Source organism: Paraburkholderia sp. BL9I2N2 (assembly GCF_004339745.1).
Taxonomy (GTDB): Bacteria; Pseudomonadota; Gammaproteobacteria; order Burkholderiales; family Burkholderiaceae; genus Paraburkholderia.
The window spans coordinates 4,310,660-4,327,977 of record NZ_SMGP01000001.1; the positions used below are offsets into that span (position 1 = coordinate 4,310,660).

14 protein-coding genes are annotated in these 17,318 nt (G+C 59.9%); 6 read left to right on the forward strand and 8 right to left on the reverse strand.

Annotation, left to right across the window (positions count from 1 at the left end; translation table 11 throughout):
• Positions 1–24 precede the first annotated feature (24 nt).
• The 7 genes from B0G74_RS19690 to dnaA form a co-directional block, all read right to left on the reverse strand.
• Positions 25–3,171: a type VI secretion system Vgr family protein gene (locus B0G74_RS19690; RefSeq protein ID WP_132376453.1), complete on the reverse strand. Its 3,147-nt coding sequence runs from the start codon at positions 3,169–3,171 to the stop codon at positions 25–27.
• A gap of 566 nt (positions 3,172–3,737) precedes the next feature.
• Complete coding sequence (locus B0G74_RS19695; RefSeq protein ID WP_132376454.1) at positions 3,738–4,052, reverse strand: hypothetical protein; 315 nt, start codon at positions 4,050–4,052, stop codon at positions 3,738–3,740.
• A gap of 22 nt (positions 4,053–4,074) precedes the next feature.
• Positions 4,075–4,422 carry a T6SS immunity protein Tli4 family protein gene (locus B0G74_RS19700; RefSeq protein WP_132376455.1) on the reverse strand — a complete coding sequence of 116 codons (348 nt, stop codon included), beginning with the start codon at positions 4,420–4,422 and terminating at the stop codon, positions 4,075–4,077.
• Complete coding sequence (locus B0G74_RS19705) at positions 4,419–4,718, reverse strand: hypothetical protein (protein WP_132376456.1); 300 nt, start codon at positions 4,716–4,718, stop codon at positions 4,419–4,421. The genes B0G74_RS19700 and B0G74_RS19705 overlap by 4 nt, the downstream gene beginning before the upstream one ends.
• Positions 4,719–4,925: 207 nt before the next feature.
• Positions 4,926–7,397, reverse strand: a complete 2,472-nt coding sequence (gene gyrB / locus B0G74_RS19710; protein ID WP_132376457.1) for a DNA topoisomerase (ATP-hydrolyzing) subunit B — start codon at positions 7,395–7,397, stop codon at positions 4,926–4,928.
• Between the two features lie 114 nt (positions 7,398–7,511).
• Positions 7,512–8,615 (reverse strand): DNA polymerase III subunit beta, encoded by a 1,104-nt coding sequence (gene dnaN, locus B0G74_RS19715; protein ID WP_007180118.1) that lies wholly within the window; start codon positions 8,613–8,615, stop codon positions 7,512–7,514.
• Between the two features lie 220 nt (positions 8,616–8,835).
• The gene (gene dnaA / locus B0G74_RS19720; protein ID WP_243658232.1) at positions 8,836–10,458 is read right to left on the reverse strand and encodes a chromosomal replication initiator protein DnaA; all 1,623 of its coding nucleotides are present in this window, start codon (positions 10,456–10,458) and stop codon (positions 8,836–8,838) included.
• A 400-nt stretch (positions 10,459–10,858) separates the two neighbouring features.
• Here dnaA and rpmH point away from each other — a divergent pair, with 400 nt between their 5' ends.
• The 4 genes from rpmH (at position 10,859) to yidC (ending at position 13,543) form a co-directional block, all read left to right on the forward strand.
• Positions 10,859–10,993 carry a 50S ribosomal protein L34 gene (gene rpmH, locus B0G74_RS19725; RefSeq protein WP_004198824.1) on the forward strand — a complete coding sequence of 45 codons (135 nt, stop codon included), beginning with the start codon at positions 10,859–10,861 and terminating at the stop codon, positions 10,991–10,993.
• Positions 10,994–11,022: 29 nt separating this feature from the next.
• Positions 11,023–11,508 (forward strand): ribonuclease P protein component, encoded by a 486-nt coding sequence (locus B0G74_RS19730; RefSeq protein WP_132377011.1) that lies wholly within the window; start codon positions 11,023–11,025, stop codon positions 11,506–11,508.
• A 115-nt stretch (positions 11,509–11,623) separates the two neighbouring features.
• A complete protein-coding gene (gene yidD, locus B0G74_RS19735) occupies positions 11,624–11,854 on the forward strand; it encodes a membrane protein insertion efficiency factor YidD (protein WP_132377012.1) in 231 nt (76 codons plus the stop codon).
• Between the two features lie 30 nt (positions 11,855–11,884).
• Positions 11,885–13,543, forward strand: coding sequence for a membrane protein insertase YidC (gene yidC / locus B0G74_RS19740; protein WP_132376459.1), 1,659 nt, complete (start codon positions 11,885–11,887; stop codon positions 13,541–13,543).
• A 154-nt stretch (positions 13,544–13,697) separates the two neighbouring features.
• Here the strand turns inward: yidC and B0G74_RS19745 are convergent, their stop codons facing one another.
• Positions 13,698–14,105, reverse strand: coding sequence for a transcriptional regulator (locus tag B0G74_RS19745; RefSeq protein ID WP_012434886.1), 408 nt, complete (start codon positions 14,103–14,105; stop codon positions 13,698–13,700).
• Between the two features lie 369 nt (positions 14,106–14,474).
• On the opposite strand from B0G74_RS19745, the gene mnmE reads away from it, so the two are divergent.
• Both mnmE and B0G74_RS19755 read left to right on the forward strand, forming a co-directional pair.
• Positions 14,475–15,869 (forward strand): tRNA uridine-5-carboxymethylaminomethyl(34) synthesis GTPase MnmE, encoded by a 1,395-nt coding sequence (mnmE, locus tag B0G74_RS19750; RefSeq protein WP_132376460.1) that lies wholly within the window; start codon positions 14,475–14,477, stop codon positions 15,867–15,869.
• Positions 15,870–16,044: 175 nt separating this feature from the next.
• A complete protein-coding gene (locus B0G74_RS19755) occupies positions 16,045–17,259 on the forward strand; it encodes an integrase arm-type DNA-binding domain-containing protein (RefSeq protein WP_132376461.1) in 1,215 nt (404 codons plus the stop codon).
• Positions 17,260–17,318: the final 59 nt, after the last annotated feature.

Here is a 17,318-nt window from a genome sequence, read left to right on the forward strand (position 1 = left end):
TGGTGTCGAATGATCGTCATCGCGTCAGACAATGCCGTTGATTGCCGGCAATGCGCTCCGTGCCGATTGCGCGATGCTGCTGATTTCCTTGGCCGTGCTTGCGGCCTGACTGGCTTGTGAGACCGCGGCGCTGGCGCCTGAAGGTAACGCCTTGGTGAGCGCGTTTTGGGCGTATCCGGTGGCCTGGCTTTTCGCCATCGACGTTAGGCCGCCGCTGCCTTGTGAGGCGATGTTGGCGAGGCTCGCGAGTTGCGACGCACCGCCGACGGCCGAGCCCACCGCGCCCTTCGCCGTACTGGCCAACGCGCTCGCTGCACTCGCTGCAACGCCGGAGCTTCCGGCCGCGGCGGCTGCGCCCGACGTGCTGCTAGCCGCGGCAGGCAGGAACGAAGCCATCTGCGATGCGGCTGCGGCGTCGCCGGACGCGTTCAACGGCTCGGCTGGCCAGTTCATGCTCTTGAAGTAATTGGCCGGCTGCGAGGGATCGCGAGGATCGGCGCCGAATTGCACTTGCGCCACGCCTGGCGGCAAACCGCTGACCGTCATGCGACCGTTTGCATCCAGCGCGCCTTGACGCAGAACTCCGCCGTTAGCGTCCAGTACTGAAAACTGCCCGCCTTTGACCGGCTCGCCATTCGCGTATTGATGGAGCAACTCGAGCTGTCCCGGTTGATCGGGACGGGCCGACGGCAGTGGATAGCCCTGACTCGTCGGGCCGTTGAAGCTATGCTGCGCACCTTTGACATCGACCATGCCCGGCGCGTGAATATCGATGTTGCCGCCCGCGATACGGATGTACGCGCCGCCGCTCGTCAACAGGATCTCCTGATCGGCGGCTGCTTCGATTTTTTCGGTTGCCGAGAGCAACCTGAAGGTTTTCTGCGCGGTGAGTTCGACGTTGTCCGACTGTGACTGGATTTCGACTTTGCCCTTCGCCGCGAACAACTTCATGCCCGCGTTCTGCACGAACAGGCTGATCTTTTCGCCGACGCTGGCGAGAAGCGATTTTCCCGTGGCGATGTGTGTGCTCTGCCCGCTGACCAGATTGACATGCTCTGTCGCGGTGATGTGCGCCGACTTCTGCGTCGAGATTGCGATGCCCGCCGGCGTGGCGAACAGCATGATCGGCTCCTTGAAGGCGTTGGCGCTGCCTGTGCCGCCGCCGGCTGTGTTGCCTCCGCTGCCTGTAGCGCCGGACACGCTGTTCTGCGTGGCATCCGTGAAAGACTTCAGTGCGTCGTGGCCTTCGTTCAGACTTTCGGCCTGGTGTGTCTCGCTCGCCCGTGAGAGCGCTTCGATCACGCTTTCGGAATTGGTCAGCTGGCTGTTGGCGTCGCGCACATCGAGCGGCTGGCTCGACGTGCCGTTGGCCGGATGCGTCGTGACGTAAAGACCTTGCGCCGCGCGAACTGCGCCATAGGCATCAGACTTGAGATCGAAACCGCTGCCGAGATACGCACCACGCGAGTTGCCGTTCTGGGCGATCAGATAACCGAGGTGCAGTTGCGCGTTGGTGCTCGAGCTGTAGAGCTGCATGCGGTTCTGACCGGTGGCATCGTCCATCACCATCTGGTTGTAGCCGCTGCCCTGATATTCCTTCGACTTGTAGCCGGAGAGAATACCGTTCGAATGCCAGTCCGGCGTTTTCGCGCCGTTGTAGACGCGACCGGTGACAATGGGCCGGTCGCAATCGCCGTCGAGGAAAGAAACGATCACTTCCTCGCCGATGCGCGGGACGTGAACACCGCCATAACTACCGCCAGCGTCCGACTGCGCGACGCGGATCCAGCACGACGCATTCTCGTCGCCCGGATTCAGGCGATCCCAATGCATCTGAACTTTGATGCGGTTCAGTTGATCGGTGTACACCTCTTCGTTCGCCGGACCGACCACGGTCGCGGTTTGCATGTGCATCTCGGGTTTTTCATGCTCGAACGGGCTGCGGAAAGGGATGGCCTTGCGTTGGGCTTCGACGGTGGCCATGAAGAAGCCTTCGCTGCCGTCCGTGGCTTTGACCACCAGCGTCGGATTGTTCGCGTGCTGCGCGCGGGCCGCGGCGATTTTTTGCTTCAGGCTGTGCGGAAAGTCCGTCGTGCCGCTCGAGACGGGCAGGTTGTTCTCGATCACCCACTCGACCGCGATCACCGCGAACTGCCGCTCCTGTGCACTGCCCGCGCCGTGGTCCGGATGATTGGTGAGTTCGAACCAGCGGCCGGCATCGACACGGCGTACCGCGCCCACACCGCTGAAGCGCTTGGCGCGCGACTCCCATTCTTCCATCCGCACCTTCGAGAGCTGGTCGCCGCGGTTCTGTTTGGCGTAAGAATACGCGCCGGTGTACTCGTACACTTCGGCCTGCTGCGGCAGATCACCTTGTGTGCTCAAGGTCGGCGTCGCCGTGCCTTTCGGATTCGCGGCTGGGGACGGCGCCTTGTAGTCGAAGGTGCGGGTGATCAGCGACGTGCTCTGCAACGTGCGGGTGCCGCTCCATTGCACGAAGGCATCCGTTTCACTGTTGGTGCCCGAGCGGTAGAAATCCACCGTTTGTGGCGAAAGCGGTTGCAGGGTACTGATATCGTCGGTAACGACCAGCGTGTGCGATTTGCCGTCGGTAGCCTGTTCGAAATAGCCGAACAGGCCTTCCGTTTCCATCAGCCTTTGACAGAAATTCCAGTCATCCTCGAATTGCACGCAGAATGAACGCTGCGGCAATGGGTTTCTCAAGCTGAAGCGGAAAGCACCCTGCGCCTGCGGATGCATATTGAATACATCGGTGAGAATTTCATCGACGGTTTTATCCTGCCAGATGCGTGCATCTTTTCTGAAGCGCAGAAAATGCATCCATGAGACAAAGCCGATCTGATAGCTGGTAATCGCGCTGTCGGAGCCTAAACGACGGGCGGTATGGACATAACCATGGTGCGGGGCGTACGACTGGTCGGTTTGCTGGATCCACAGCGTGACGGGCTGGGCGATCAGCTTCTTGAGTTCGATATTGTCGGTGGTGGAAACCGTATCCAGCGTGAATTCGTAATTACGGCCGATACGGGAATGCCCTACCACCCTTTGCGGCAATAGGACGTCCGAACCCAGCGGCGTGTCGAGTTTCAGCAGGCGCTCGCTTTGCAACAATCCGCCTTTTATCGCCGCAATAATCTCCTGCGCACCCATACCGCCTCTTTTTATGCAATTTGCGCCCCCGCGCTACCGCGCGATAATACAAAAGATTACGAGGATTTCGCAATCGTATTATTAAAGGCAAATGTTAAATCGGAAATTGTTTCTGAGTGGGTCTTGATTTTGTTTTTGCCGGTAAAAATAACTTGTCGGCTCGTATTCGGCATTGAGGGTAGCTGATGTCAAAACAAATACCGAACGCATTTGCAGCCTGCCGATATAGCGAGCTCCGTGGGCAGAGTCTTTGTCCAGTAGTCGTCGGTCAGCGTTACAGCCTCCGCAGCGGCGAGGCGCGCCAGAAACTGGTCGGCTGACTTCAAATCTCGTAGCTCGGCGCGATCCTGCTCCATTCGTGACTCGGGTGAAGAGGTGAAGCGAATCGTCCACCATCTAAGTGGTGTACACGGCCGAAGCTGAATGTTTCATACTCTGTAAAAACGCGGTATTGAAATTAGTGAAGCGTCGATAAGTTAATTGCGGCGCCCGATGTATCACCAACGTCAGTCCGATGCACCCCACGATCATCATCGCTGTATGCACCGGCCTACCAACGTCCCCCACTATTGAGCCGCCCGCCGCCTTATCGACGCCGCAATCCCCTTCGCCATCAGATCAAGTTCCTCCGCCGACACAGGCGCATTCCCCTTTGCATCCTTCGCGTTTCTCTCAACCAGGAGAAGCAGATTAGGCGTATCAACCGGTGCATTAGAATCCCCTTGCACCGTAGCCAGATACCCATAATCCGTCGAGCCGTCATCGCGTGTGATGATCGCCGATGTTTCAACGCCCTCCCGGCCATCGAGCTTGAGCGTCCGGTAAGGCGCCGCACCAACAAGCTCGATCCGCTTGCCGATTCCGTATTCATAACCCCACACGAACTCGCTCTTTGTTTAGACGTCAGCTTGGGGTCAACTGCCAACGCTTTCTCATCGAGAAAAAAATTGTGACGTCGGGATGGTTCTTCAAATGAAACGATACGCCCACCTGGCGCGCCGAGTCTTTCCGGTTATCGGCAACGAACATGTCCGGCAGACATACGCCATCGCCTTTGGGAATTTCGTAGGCATTGCGCGCGGAAAGACCCTTTAGAACCGCTTTAGTACGTTGCTTCGCCACAGAAGGATCCAACGATGACTCGCGAAAGCTGATTGCCCGCCCATTCTCATAAATGTAGAACCCAGTCGCGCGATGCCCGGCCCAGGCAAATGCGTCCGGCCGTCCCGCCGGTATCACCTGCGGATTCAACCGGCCGTTCTCATCGGTCGACGCTGAGCTCGAAACCAGCCGCGTTTTAATCCATCCAGGATCGAACCGAAGTCAGCATGCGACATGGATCCGGTTATCCGGAAAGTACCGTTATAAATAAAAACGGAGTGCATTGCCGGCTGATCGTCGGAAAACCGAATTGGATTTTCTTGCGGCTTGGAAAACGCGGTGGGAATGGTCAAAGCAACGTCGACATCGCCAGGAATCGCCAATTCATAGCGGCCGACGCATTCCTGACGTGCTTCCGCCATGGCACGAGACGACACAGATTGCATCGCACACACCAACGACGCAAGTGCGACCAATTTCCAGCGACTTCCAAACTGTCTCGTCAGCTAGGTTCTCCACCATTATCTGTGCACGCATCCTGGGATGCCGCGGGACGCGGACAGTCTGAACCATAAAAAAGACCCGTAAGTTTCTCAACTTACGGGTCCTGTGTTCTTGCGTCATGCATTTATCTCAGCAGAGGAGGGAGGTCCTCAAACATCAATATTCCCCGCCCTCAACGCATTCGACTCAATGAAAGCTCTCCGCGGCTCCACATCATCCCCCATGAGCGTAGTGAAAATGCCATCAGCCGCAATAGCATCCTCAATCTGCACACGAAGCAAGCGACGCACAGTCGGATCCATCGTCGTCTCCCAAAGCTGCCCAGGGTTCATCTCACCGAGGCCCTTATAGCGCTGCTTCGAGATATTGCGCTCAGCATCAGCCAGCAACCACTTCATCGCACTCTTGAAGTCAGTAACAGCCATGCTCCGCTCACCACGCTTAATTACGGCGCCAACCCCAATCAACCCCTTAAACGTATTAGCGGTATTGATCAACTGCTGGTAATCAGCCGTGAGTTGAAAATCCTGATCCAACACAGAAATCTTCTGATTCCCGTGATGCGTCCGCGCAACCCGCAGCGAGCGCAGCTCCCTCACCGGGTCATACATCGTCGTAACCTTAACTTCGGGCTTCAACGGATCATCCCTTAGCTTCGCTTCCAGAGCCTTAGCCGATGCATCAGCCGCTTCCTCGCTGGACAGATCGATCGCGATCCCATCCATCACAGCCTCAAGGGCCCCAGCGTCATACAACCGGCTCAGACGATTCACCACAGCCTGAGCCAGCAAATAAGCCCGAGCCAACTCACCCAACGCATCCCCAGTAATCGGCGTAGCCCCTTCAGAAGCCAGCAACTCCGACCCCTGCAAAGCCAGCTTCAGAATGTGAGCATTAACCTCAGCCTCATCCTTCAGATACCGTTCGTCCTTACCCGCCTTGATCTTGAACAGCGGCGGCTGCGCGATATAGATATACCCACGCTCGATCATCTCCGGCATCTGCCGATAGAAGAACGTCAACAACAGCGTCCGAATGTGCGCACCGTCAACGTCAGCATCGGTCATGATGATGATGCGGTGATAACGCAGCTTATCGAGGTTGTAGTCTTCCTTACCAATCCCGCAACCCAGCGCCGTAATCAGCGTAACAATCTGCTCCGAAGAAAGCAGCTTGTCATACCTTGCCTTCTCCACATTCAGCACCTTGCCGCGCAGCGGCAAAATCGCCTGAAACTTCCGATCCCGACCCTGCTTCGCCGACCCGCCTGCCGAGTCGCCCTCGACGATATAAATCTCAGACTTGGCCGGATCCTTCTCCTGACAATCCGCCAGTTTCCCAGGCAACCCAACACCGTCGAGCACACCCTTGCGACGCGTCATTTCCCGCGCCTTCCGAGCCGCATCCCGCGCACGCGCGGCATCGACAATCTTGCCGCAAATAATCTTCGCGTCATTCGGCGTCTCAAGCAGAAACTCTTCGAGCGCCTTCGCGACCACATCCTCCACCGGCGCGCGCACTTCCGACGACACCAGCTTGTCCTTCGTCTGCGCGCTGAACTTCGGCTCCGGCACCTTCACCGACAGCACGCAAGATAACCCCTCACGCATATCGTCACCCGAAGTCTCAACCTTCGCCTTCTTAGCGACCTCGTGATCGTTGATGTACTTGTTCAACACGCGCGTCATCGCCGCACGCAACCCGGTCAAGTGCGTCCCACCATCACGCTGCGGAATGTTGTTCGTGAAGCACAGCACGTTTTCGTTGTAGCTGTCGTTCCACTGCATCGCCACTTCCACGCCCACGCCGTCTTTCTCGCCGCTGATGTGGAAAATGTTCGGGTGCAGCACGGACTTGTTCTTGTTGATGTACTCGACAAAGCCCTTCACGCCGCCCACGAACGCGAAGTCTTCTTCCTTGCCGGTGCGCTGGTCGGTCAGCTTGATCCGCACGCCGTTATTCAGGAACGACAGTTCGCGAATCCGCTTGGCCAGAATGTCGTAGTGATATTCGATGTTGCCGAAAATCGTCTCGTCCGCGAGGAAGTGCACTTCAGTGCCGCGGTTTTCGGTGTCGCCGGTGACCTGAATCGGCGAAACAGCCACGCCGTCGATCTCTTCGATAATGCGGTTCTGCGGCACGCCACGGTGGAATTCCATGAAGTGCTTCTTGCCGTCGCGGCGAATGGTCAAACGCAGCCAAGCGGACAATGCGTTCACGCACGACACGCCCACGCCGTGCAGGCCGCCGGACACCTTGTAGCTGTTCTGGTCGAACTTGCCGCCGGCGTGCAGCTCGGTCATCACGATTTCAGCGGCGCTGCGCTTCGGATCGTGCTTGTCGTCCATCTTCAGACCGGTCGGCACGCCGCGGCCGTTGTCGGTGATGGAAATGGAGTTGTCCGCGTGAATGATCACCTGGATGTCGTTGCAATGCCCCGCCAACGCTTCGTCGATGGAGTTGTCCAGCACTTCGAATACGAGGTGATGCAGACCGGTCCCGTCCGATGTATCCCCGATGTACATCCCGGGCCGCTTGCGCACCGCCTCCAGACCTTCGAGGATCTGAATCGAGGATGCGCCGTAGCTGTTGTCGGGTTGCGAATTGTTCGTTTCAGTCATGGATTTTTTCCGGTTCTGCGTTGCTGCAAGGTTGCTGCTCGGGACTTTTCAAAACACCATAAAAACGCCAAAGGGGCGCTGCGCCCCTTGGTGTGTTCTTGGTTTCTGGACGCGTTAGATGCGCATCGGCATCACGACGTATTTGAATTCGTCGTTCTCGGGAATCGTGATCAACGCGCTGGAGCTGGCGTCACCCAGGCTCACTTGCAACGTGTCGACCTTCAGGTTCGCGAGCACGTCGAGCAGATACGTGACGTTGAACCCGATATCGACGCTGTCGCCGTCGTATGCGATTTCCAGTTCTTCCTGCGCCTCTTCCTGATCGGCATTGGTCGACATGATCTTCAACTGGCCCGGCTCGATAATGCAGCGCACGCCCTTGAATTTGTCCGAGGTCAGAATCGCGGCGCGTTGCAGCGAGCGCTGCAGTTCTTCACGGCCGATCACGAACTGATTCTTGTGCGACTTCGGAATCACGCGCTGGAAGTCGGGGAATTTGCCTTCCACCAGCTTCGACACCAGTTCGACCTGGCCGAACGTGAACTTGACCTGCGTCTGCGCGATGTCGATCTTCAGCGTGTCGTCGATGTCTTCCAGCAAACGCTGGAGTTCCAGAATCGTCTTGCGCGGAATGATCACTTCCTGACGCTGGAACGAGCCTTCGATCTTCATGGACGAGAACGCCAGACGGTGGCCGTCCGTTGCGACCGCCATCAGCTGGTCGCCGTCCACGACCAGCAGCATGCCGTTCAGGTAATAGCGGATGTCCTGCTGGGCCATCGAAAAATGGACCATGCCGAGCAACTGGCGGAACGTCTTTTGGGGAACCACGAGGTTCGCGCCGTAGTCTTTAGCTTGCGCGACCGTCGGGAATTCGTCCGCGGCGAGCGTTTGCAGCGCAAAGCGGCTCTTGCCGGATTGCACGGTCAGACGCTTGTCGTTCAGCGTGAGCGTGACCTGCCCGTCGGGCATGGCGCGCAGAATGTCGAGGAGCTTTCTTGCTGCCACCGTGGTCGCCACCGAATCGCCGCCCACGCCGAAATCGGCACGCGTGGTGATCTGCAACTCGAGGTCGGTCGACAGGAACGACACATCAGGGCCGTTCTTGGTAATCAGCAAATTGGCGAGGATCGGCAACGTATGGCGGCGTTCGACGATGCCGCTCACGGTTTGCAGCGGCCTGAGGAGGTTATCGCGTTCGGTCTTGACCAGTTGCATAGAGTTCCTTCGTTGATATAACGGCCTGCGCGCCTTGCCAGGTAAGCTTTTCCGCGCGCAGCCACGACTCCCCGCCGGCGCCACGCAGCGCCTGTCAAGGCGTGAAATCCGCCCGCGGCCGCCGGGCGGTTAAACCTGTATTGTGCCTGAAAACGGAACCGCCTCACTAAAATGGGGGCGAGTTTGGAAATAAACAGGTCGTTTTTTCCAGACAGACCGCTCAGCCCTTCAGCGTCTGCTCCAGTACGTGCAGTTCGTGGTTCAGTTGCGCGTCCTTGCTGCGCTCGTCGGCAATTTTGCGCACTGCGTGCAGCACGGTGGTGTGGTCGCGCCCGCCGAACAGCTCGCCAATCTCCGGCAAGCTCTTCTGGGTCAGCTCCTTCGCCAGATACATGGCGATCTGCCGCGGCCGCGCGATGTTCGCGGGACGCTTCTTCGAATACATGTCCGCGACCTTGATGCTGTAGAAGTCAGCCGTGGTCTTCTGGATGTTTTCCACCGAGATCTGCCGGTTCTGCACCGTCAGCAGGTCTTTCAGCGCTTCTTTCGTCACTTCGATCGTGATCTCGCGACCGTGGAACTTGGAGTACGCGAGGATCTTGCGCAACGCGCCTTCGAGTTCACGCACGTTCGAACGCAAGTGCTTGGCGACGAAGAACGCGACGTCCTCGTTCAGGCTCACGAACTCGGATTGCGCCTTGCGCATCAGAATCGCGACGCGCATCTCCAGCTCGGGCGGCTCGATCGCCACGGTCAGGCCAGAGTCGAAGCGCGAGATCAGGCGGTCGTCGATACCCGAAATTTCCTTCGGATACGTGTCGCTGGTGATGATCACCTGCGCCTTGTTCGCGACCAGCGCCTCGAACGCGTAGAAGAATTCCTCTTGTGTGCGCGACTTGCCTGAGAAAAATTGAATATCGTCGATCAGCAGCAGGTCGAGCGAGTGGTAGTAGCGCTTGAAGTCGTCGAACGCCTTGCGCTGGTACGCCTTCACCACGTCGGACACGTACTGTTCCGCGTGGATGTAGCGGATCCGCGCGCCGGCCTTGTCCATCAGGAGCTGGTTGCCGATTGCGTGGATCAGGTGGGTCTTGCCCAGGCCCACGCCGCCATACAGGAACAGCGGGTTGTATGAGATGCCGGGGTTGTCGGCGACCTGAATCGCCGCGGCGCGCGCCAACTGGTTGGCCTTACCTGTCACGAAATTGTCGAACGTCAGAACGGGGTTCAACTTGGAACGCTCGTACATCGAGTCGTTTTCGCCACTGTTCGCGTTCGAACCCGCGCTTTGGCCCGGACGCCAAGTGCGGCGGGCGGCCGCGGCTTCGTTCGCGTCGAGGCTGGGCAGATCGAGGTCGGCGGCATCTTCAGCCGCCGCGCGCGCGTTTGCGTTGTGTTCGGCTGCCGCGCGTGCGTTCGCGTTGAGGTTGGCCATCGCGCTGTTTGCGCCACCAGCGCGCGCGGCGTGCGCCGCTTGCACGGCGCCGACAGCCGCGTCCACCGCAGCGCCACTGCCAGCGCTACCGCCCATCGAACCAGCTGCGGAAGCCGGGCGCGCCGGTGCCGGCGCGGCTGCTGCGGGAGCGCGCATGCCGGCTTTCGGGTCGAGCACGAATTGGACATCGACCGGGGCTTGCCAGAAATCGCGGGCCATATCCGCGATGCGGCCGGAGAACTGGCTCTTGACCCAGTCGAGCTTGAAACGGTTCGGCGCAGCGATGCTAAGCGTGTTCGCAGCGGCGTCGAAGGCGACCGGGGCCAACGGTTTGATCCACGTCACGTACTGCTGGGGCGTAAGCTCGCGCTCCAGCAATGCGGAACAGTGTTGCCAGAAATCGTTCATCGAGTTGCTGTCGTTATGGTGTGCACGGCGGTCGCCGCTGCCCCTGTCGCGCGCGCGCAACAAGGCCCTGAGCAGCCAGGCTAACCAGGCGCAATGGCTCCAGGCGCTTGTGCCACAAGGGTTTGCGGGACAAGCGAGCCGGAGCCGCGTGCAGGATTTTTGGGAAGTAAGGCGAGATTCTAACGCCAAAACGGACCCGCAAGGGAGTTATCCACAGGGACGGATCATCGGGCGAACTCCTCGCGGGCCGCGGTCCAACCAGGCTAAACTATTGACGGTCAACGAAAAACCGGTTTAAATAGCGGGTTCCGCGAAAACCAATTCTGTAAACGCCCGGCCATTGCCGCTTCAGCGATGATCGTGCGGTTAATTTTCGATCAGTCGATCAAGTGAGAGCAACATGAAACGTACTTACCAACCTTCCGTTACCCGTCGCAAGCGCACCCACGGCTTCCGCGTTCGCATGAAGACCGCAGGTGGCCGCAAGGTCATCAACGCACGTCGCGCGAAGGGCCGCAAGCGCCTCGCCATCTAAGGCAGGCGAGCGGATTGCGCGCTCCGTTTGTGCCAGGTAGCGACGCCCGCGGTGAAGCGGGAACGGCTGGGGCGCTGCAACAGGGTTCAGTTCCGTTGCGAGCGCAAGCCGCCTTCCCCAAAGCCGCAAGGCTACTGAAAACGGATGAATTTTCATCCGTTTTTCGTTTGCGCCCGTGGCGCCGCACCGCGCACTTCGTGGTGTACGGCCGGCCTACCGGCAACGAAGCTCGCTTAGGCCTCGTGATCGGCAAGAAGTATGCGCCGCGCGCGGCCACGCGTAATCTGGTACGTCGAATCGCGCGTGAGGCCTTCCGGCTGCGTCGCGCGGAATTCGGCGGTTGGGATGTGCTGCTGCGTTTGCACACGCGCTTCGACAAGAAGGCTTTGCCGAGCGCCTCGTCGCCGCCGTTAAAGGCGCTGTGCCGCAGCGAAATCGAGGCGCTGCTCGACAAGGCAGCGCGCGAAATTACCCGTCGTGAGGCGCCGCCCGCGGAAGCGCCCAAGACGGAATGACGCTCAAGTGACCGCCCGCTTTGCAGTTCAGGCCGCCCAAGCAGCTTTGGCAGCCGTGCTGCGCGGGCGTCGCCCGGTATTCCACGTTGCGCGGCGCCGTCCGGCCGCACCAGCCATGCAAACGGTACTCTTCGCTTTACTGCGTTTTTACAAAGTTGCCGTGAGCCCAATGCTCGGCAACCGGTGCCGTTTTTACCCTTCCTGCTCTGATTACGCGCGCGAAGCAATCCAGTATCATGGCGCCGCGCACGGGACTTATCTCGCCGCCAGGCGTATTTGCCGCTGCCACCCGTTTTCCGCGGGCGGCATCGATCTCGTCCCGCCTCCCACTTCTGAAAAGCGCTGACGCGCCGTTCCATCGACACTGAGACAACGCATGGATATCAAACGCACCGTCCTATGGGTCATCTTTTTCATGTCAGCGGTCATGCTGTTCGACAACTGGCAACGCGACCACGGACGCCCGTCGATGTTCTTCCCGAGCGCCACGCCGACCAAGACCGTCGGTAGCGCCGCACCGGGAACCACGACGCCGGGAACCCAGCCCGCCGATTTGCCGGCAACGAACGCAGCCGCACCGGGCAACGCGCCGGCGGCGACGCAAGCGCAACTGATCAAGTTCAGCACCGACGTCTATAGCGGCGAGATCGACACCCGCGGCGGCACGCTGTCGAAGCTGTCGCTCGTGAAGCAAGGCGACGGCAAGCAGCCGGATCTCGTCATCACACTGTTCGACCGCACCGCGAACCACACGTATCTGGCGCGCACGGGCCTGCTCGGCGGCGATTTTCCGAACCACAACGACATCTACACGCCGTTGCCGAACCAGCAACACGACCTGACGGGCAACGAAAAATCGTTCCAGCTCAGCTTCGAGTCGCCGGTGAAGGGTGGCGTGAAGGTCATCAAGACCTATACGTTCACGCGTGGCAGCTATGTGATCGGCGTCGACACGAAGATCCAGAACGTCGGCACCACGCCGGTGAGCCCGTCGGTCTATATGGAACTGGTGCGTGACGACCAGCCGGTGGAAACGCCGCGCTTCTCGCACACGTTCATCGGGCCGGCTGTCTATACCGACCAGCATCACTTCCAGAAGATGACGTTCGGCGACATCGACAAGAACAAGCAGGACTACGCGACTTCGGCCGATAACGGCTGGATCGCGATGGTCCAGCATTACTTCGCGTCGGCCTGGATTCCGCAGCAAGGGGCGAAGCGCGACATCTACGTCGAGAAGATCGATCCGACGCTGTATCGCGTCGGCGTGAAGGAGCCGGTGGCGACCATCGCTCCGGGCCAAACCGTCGACGTGTCCGCACGCCTGTTCGCCGGTCCGGAAGAAGAGCGCATGCTCGAAGGCATCGCGCCGGGTCTGGAACTGGTGAAGGACTATGGCTGGGTGACGATCATCGCGAAGCCGCTGTTCTGGCTGCTCGAGAAGATCCACAGCTATGTCGGCAACTGGGGCTGGTCGATCGTGCTCCTCACGCTGCTGATCAAGGCGGTGTTCTTCCCGCTGTCGGCTGCAAGCTACAAGTCGATGGCGCGCATGAAGGCGATCACGCCGCGCATGCAGGCGCTGCGCGAACGCTTCAAGGGCGATCCGCAGAAGATGAACTCGGCGCTGATGGAGCTGTATAAGACCGAGAAGGTCAATCCGTTCGGCGGCTGTCTGCCGGTCGTGATCCAGATTCCGGTGTTCATCTCGCTGTACTGGGTGCTGCTGTCGTCGGTGGAAATGCGCGGCGCGCCGTGGATTCTGTGGATTCACGATCTGTCGCAACAGGATCCGTTCTTCATTCTGCCGGTGCTGATGGCCGTCTCGATGTTCCTGCAGACCAAGCTGAACCCGACGCCGCCGGACCCGGTTCAAGCCAAGATGATGATGTTCATGCCGATCGCGTTCTCGGTCATGTTCTTCTTCTTCCCGGCCGGTCTGGTGCTGTACTACGTCGTAAACAACGTGTTGTCGATCGCCCAGCAGTACTACATCACGCGGATGATGGGTCAGGCGAAGGCCAAAGCGGCCTGATGATGTTTTGCCAGAGGTGGGCGGCAACGCCCGCTCTCTTCAGGCTCTGATTCCAGCCAAAGCTGGCTGGTACAGCGGCAAAAGAAAAGCCGCCCGGTTTACACCGGGCGGCTTTTTTCATGCTCGCGGGTAAACGCTTCACGCGATGCCGCCGTTACTCTTCTTCCGCGTCTTCGCCGTAAAAACGCACGATCATCTCTTCGACCAGAAAGCGGTCTTTCGGCGTGAGCGACTCGATCTTGGAAGCGAGCTCGATCGTTTCAGCCGACGGCGGATATTTCTCGCCACGCGCCAGCGGCCTCGCGTTCACGCCCGGCGACGGTCCGTAGTGCAGCCAATGCTCCTTGACGTTCAGCCATTCGGCTAACGTACGCAACTTGTCGGGCTTGGGGATCGTCGTACCGGATAGCCACTTGTGAGCGGTTTGCGGCGTCACTTCGCGCTCGCCTCGGTAGCGCAGATTGAATTGCTCGGCGAGCTTGGTCCCGCCGCGAATCTTGAGCGGCTCCAGCAGGTCCTTCAACCGTTTGGCGAAGGCGGCTTTTTCTTTGTTGGTCGGCATGAGCCGGATTGTGCAATTCAACGTCCAACCAGTTGACAACCGGGCAAGTTTAGTTTTAGCGTATTTGAGATACTTTTAGCTTGTAGTGCGCTTTGGGTAAAGCGTCGGCGGAATTTGTATTTTTTGGTGTTTTTTCCTTATCTGGTGCGCCTGTTCGCGATTTCACCGTCCTACAGCGTCCTATTTATTCTGAAGAAGCGCAGTAGTAATCCTAGCTTGTTTGAGATAAATCCCAACTGCTTGGATAATGCAGCTTCCGCCATCAATCAGAACCTCGCGACACGGTCGCCGGATGCGCCCGCGTTACAATGCCTCGCGCCACGCTGCCGGCGCCGCCCTGCCCTCCTCTCCGTGTTTGCCACGCTTTTTATGCTCACCACCGATTCCGATCCTATCGTCGCCATTGCCACCGCGCCCGGCCGTGGAGGGATCGGTGTCGTGCGGATTTCGTTCGGCCGCGCGGGCGAGGCGGCCGCCCAGCCGCTGATTCAGGCGCTCACCGGCCAGATACTCGCGCCGCGCCATGCGAGCTACGTCCCGTTTCTCGACGCCAGCGGCAATGCGCTCGATCGCGGCATCGCGCTGTACTTTCCGGCGCCGCATTCCTACACCGGCGAACACGTACTCGAACTGCAAGGCCACGGCGGTCCGGTGGTGCTGCAACTCGTGCTGCAGCGTTGCATCGATGCCGGCCGCGCGTTCGGTTTGCGGCTAGCCGAACCGGGCGAATTCACGCGCCGCGCGTTCCTCAACGACAAGCTGGATCTGGCGCAAGCCGAAGCGGTCGCCGATCTGATCGAGGCCAGCACCGAGGCCGCCGCGCGTTCGGCGGGCCGCTCGCTCGACGGCGCGTTCTCGCGCGACATTCACGCGCTGGTCGAAGACGTGATCACGCTGCGCATGCTGGTCGAAGCGACGCTCGACTTCCCCGAAGAAGAAATCGACTTCCTCGAAGCCGCCGACGCTCGCGGCAAGCTCACGCGCATACGCGAGCGTCTCGCGCACGTGCTGAGCGAGGCACGGCAAGGCGCGTTGTTGCGCGAAGGACTCTCGGTGGTGCTGGCCGGGCAGCCGAACGTCGGAAAGTCGTCGCTGCTAAACGCGCTGGCCGGCGCGGAGTTGGCCATCGTCACGCCGATCGCCGGCACAACGCGCGATAAGGTTGCGCAGACGATTCAGATAGAAGGCATTCCGCTGCACGTGATCGACACAGCCGGCCTGCGCGATACCGAGGACGAAGTCGAAAAGATCGGCATTGCGCGCACGTGGAGCGAAATCGAGCGCGCGGATGTGGTGCTGCATCTGCTCGATGCGCGCACCGGCATGACGGCTGAAGACGAGGCGATCGCCGGGCGTTTTCCGGGCGGTGTGCCGGTGGTGCGCGTGTTGAACAAGACGGACCTGACCGGCCTCGCGCCGACGACGCAGGCGCTCGACGCGGATCTCGATCTGAGCGAAGTGCGGCTGTCGGCGAAACAGGGCGATGGTGTTGCGCTGTTGCGCGACGAGTTGCTGCGGATCGCCGGCTGGCAAGCGGGCGCGGAAAGCGTGTATCTGGCGCGCGAGCGGCATCTGATTGCACTGCGCGCCGCCGAGGAGCATCTGGCGACTGCGGCAGCGCACGCCGATCAGAACTCGCAGGCGCTTGATTTGTTCGCCGAGGAACTGCGGCTCGCGCAGGATCAGTTGAATTCGATTACCGGTGAATTTAGTTCGGATGACCTGCTCGGAGTGATTTTTAGCAGGTTCTGTATTGGGAAGTGAGCGGGGATTGGGGAATTGGCTCTGAGGTCATATCCATAAAGGTTTTCTGAGGAATTCAAAGCACGGATTTGCGAGCAAAGAATCCCGCTGCGTTGACCCAAAATTCGCTAAATCTTTGGTACACATCCAACATGGGGTTTAAAATCGCCGCTATCCGCCAATCAGCGATCCGAGCATGCCCCGCTTAGCCGTCCCCCTCACCGAAGCCCAGATCCGCGCGCTCGAACCACGCGCCACCCGTTATTGCGTCGCTGACGGCAGCGGCCTCGTCATCGAAGTCATGACGACCGGCACCAAGGTCTGGCGCTTCCGCTACACGTTGAACGGCAAGCGTCAGCCGCTCGCCACCATCGGCGACTACCGGATGATCTCGCTGCGCGTCGCGCGGGCCAAAGCACAGAAATATGCGGAGATGGTCGCGCAAGGCATCTCGCCGGTCGCCACGGCGCGGCGCGACCGCGGCGCGGAAAGCAAAGCCGATGTCCTGCGCGAAGCCGCCGAACTTTATCTCGCAACGGAAATGGCGGGCAAGTCGGAGGAATACCGGCGCACTACGCGTCGCGCGCTCGACAAGGATGTTCTACCCGCCATCGGGCACCTGCCGATCAAAGCCGTCACCGCCGACGACATCGTCGCGATATGCGACAGAATCAAAAGCCGCGGTTCGCCGAAAATGGCGCTGCATACACGCAATGTCGTCAAGCGTCTCTACGAGTATCTGATCGCCCGGCAACTCGCGGCCGGCAACCCGGCCGAGGTCGTGCCGGCGCGCTCCATCGCCACGTTCGACAGCCGCACCCGCGTGCTCTCGGGCGACGAGATCGGCACCATGTTTCGCTCGATCGACGCATCGAGCATTCGTCGGCCTCTGAAATTGGCGCTGCACTTGCTCGTGCTGACGATGGTTCGCAAATCGGACCTGGTCGAATCGACGTGGGCCGAATTCGATCTGGAGAAAGCGCTATGGACGATTCCCGCTGTGCGTCTGAAAAAAGACCGTGATCAGCGAGTGCCGCTTTCGCAGCAGGCGGTCTCCATGCTGCGCGAGCTTTACCAAGCGCGGGCCAGCCGAAAGTTCGTATTCCCGAGCGTCAGGGGCGACGATCGGCCGATCGCCAAAAGTACGCTGAATCAGGCAGTCAAGGCGCTCGGCCTCGACGTGGAGCATTTCGTCCTGCATGACTTCCGGCGCACGGCAACGGCGCACCTGCGCGAGATCGCGCAGCCTTCGAGCGAAATAGACCGGGGTGCGGCTGAGATGCCCGAGCGTATTAAGCAAGACGCGAGCGCGGAAAATGACGCGAATGAGCGTCGGGGCATGCAGCAATGGGCGGATTTTGTGGACGCGCAGATCGAAGGCGCACGTAGAGCGGCGACCAGCACGCCCTGAACGGGCCGCGTCGGGTGCCTAGCCCTTGAAACAAGAGACTATGATGGTACACAAAACCC

What these genes read in the sequence shown, in the direction of transcription:
- B0G74_RS19755 (WP_132376461.1), top strand. Translation starts at nt 16,045, where the DNA reads ATGCCCCGCTTAGCCGTCCCCCTCACCGAAGCCCAGATCCGCGCGCTC.
- mnmE (WP_132376460.1), top strand. Translation starts at nt 14,475, where the DNA reads ATGCTCACCACCGATTCCGATCCTATCGTCGCCATTGCCACCGCGCCC.
- dnaN (WP_007180118.1), bottom strand. Translation starts at nt 8,615, where the DNA reads ATGCAACTGGTCAAGACCGAACGCGATAACCTCCTCAGGCCGCTGCAA.
- B0G74_RS19705 (WP_132376456.1), bottom strand. Translation starts at nt 4,718, where the DNA reads ATGCAATCTGTGTCGTCTCGTGCCATGGCGGAAGCACGTCAGGAATGC.
- rpmH (WP_004198824.1), top strand. Translation starts at nt 10,859, where the DNA reads ATGAAACGTACTTACCAACCTTCCGTTACCCGTCGCAAGCGCACCCAC.
- B0G74_RS19690 (WP_132376453.1), bottom strand. Translation starts at nt 3,171, where the DNA reads ATGGGTGCGCAGGAGATTATTGCGGCGATAAAAGGCGGATTGTTGCAA.
- B0G74_RS19745 (WP_012434886.1), bottom strand. Translation starts at nt 14,105, where the DNA reads ATGCCGACCAACAAAGAAAAAGCCGCCTTCGCCAAACGGTTGAAGGAC.
- dnaA (WP_243658232.1), bottom strand. Translation starts at nt 10,458, where the DNA reads ATGAACGATTTCTGGCAACACTGTTCCGCATTGCTGGAGCGCGAGCTT.
- yidD (WP_132377012.1), top strand. Translation starts at nt 11,624, where the DNA reads ATGCAAACGGTACTCTTCGCTTTACTGCGTTTTTACAAAGTTGCCGTG.
- gyrB (WP_132376457.1), bottom strand. Translation starts at nt 7,397, where the DNA reads ATGACTGAAACGAACAATTCGCAACCCGACAACAGCTACGGCGCATCC.
- yidC (WP_132376459.1), top strand. Translation starts at nt 11,885, where the DNA reads ATGGATATCAAACGCACCGTCCTATGGGTCATCTTTTTCATGTCAGCG.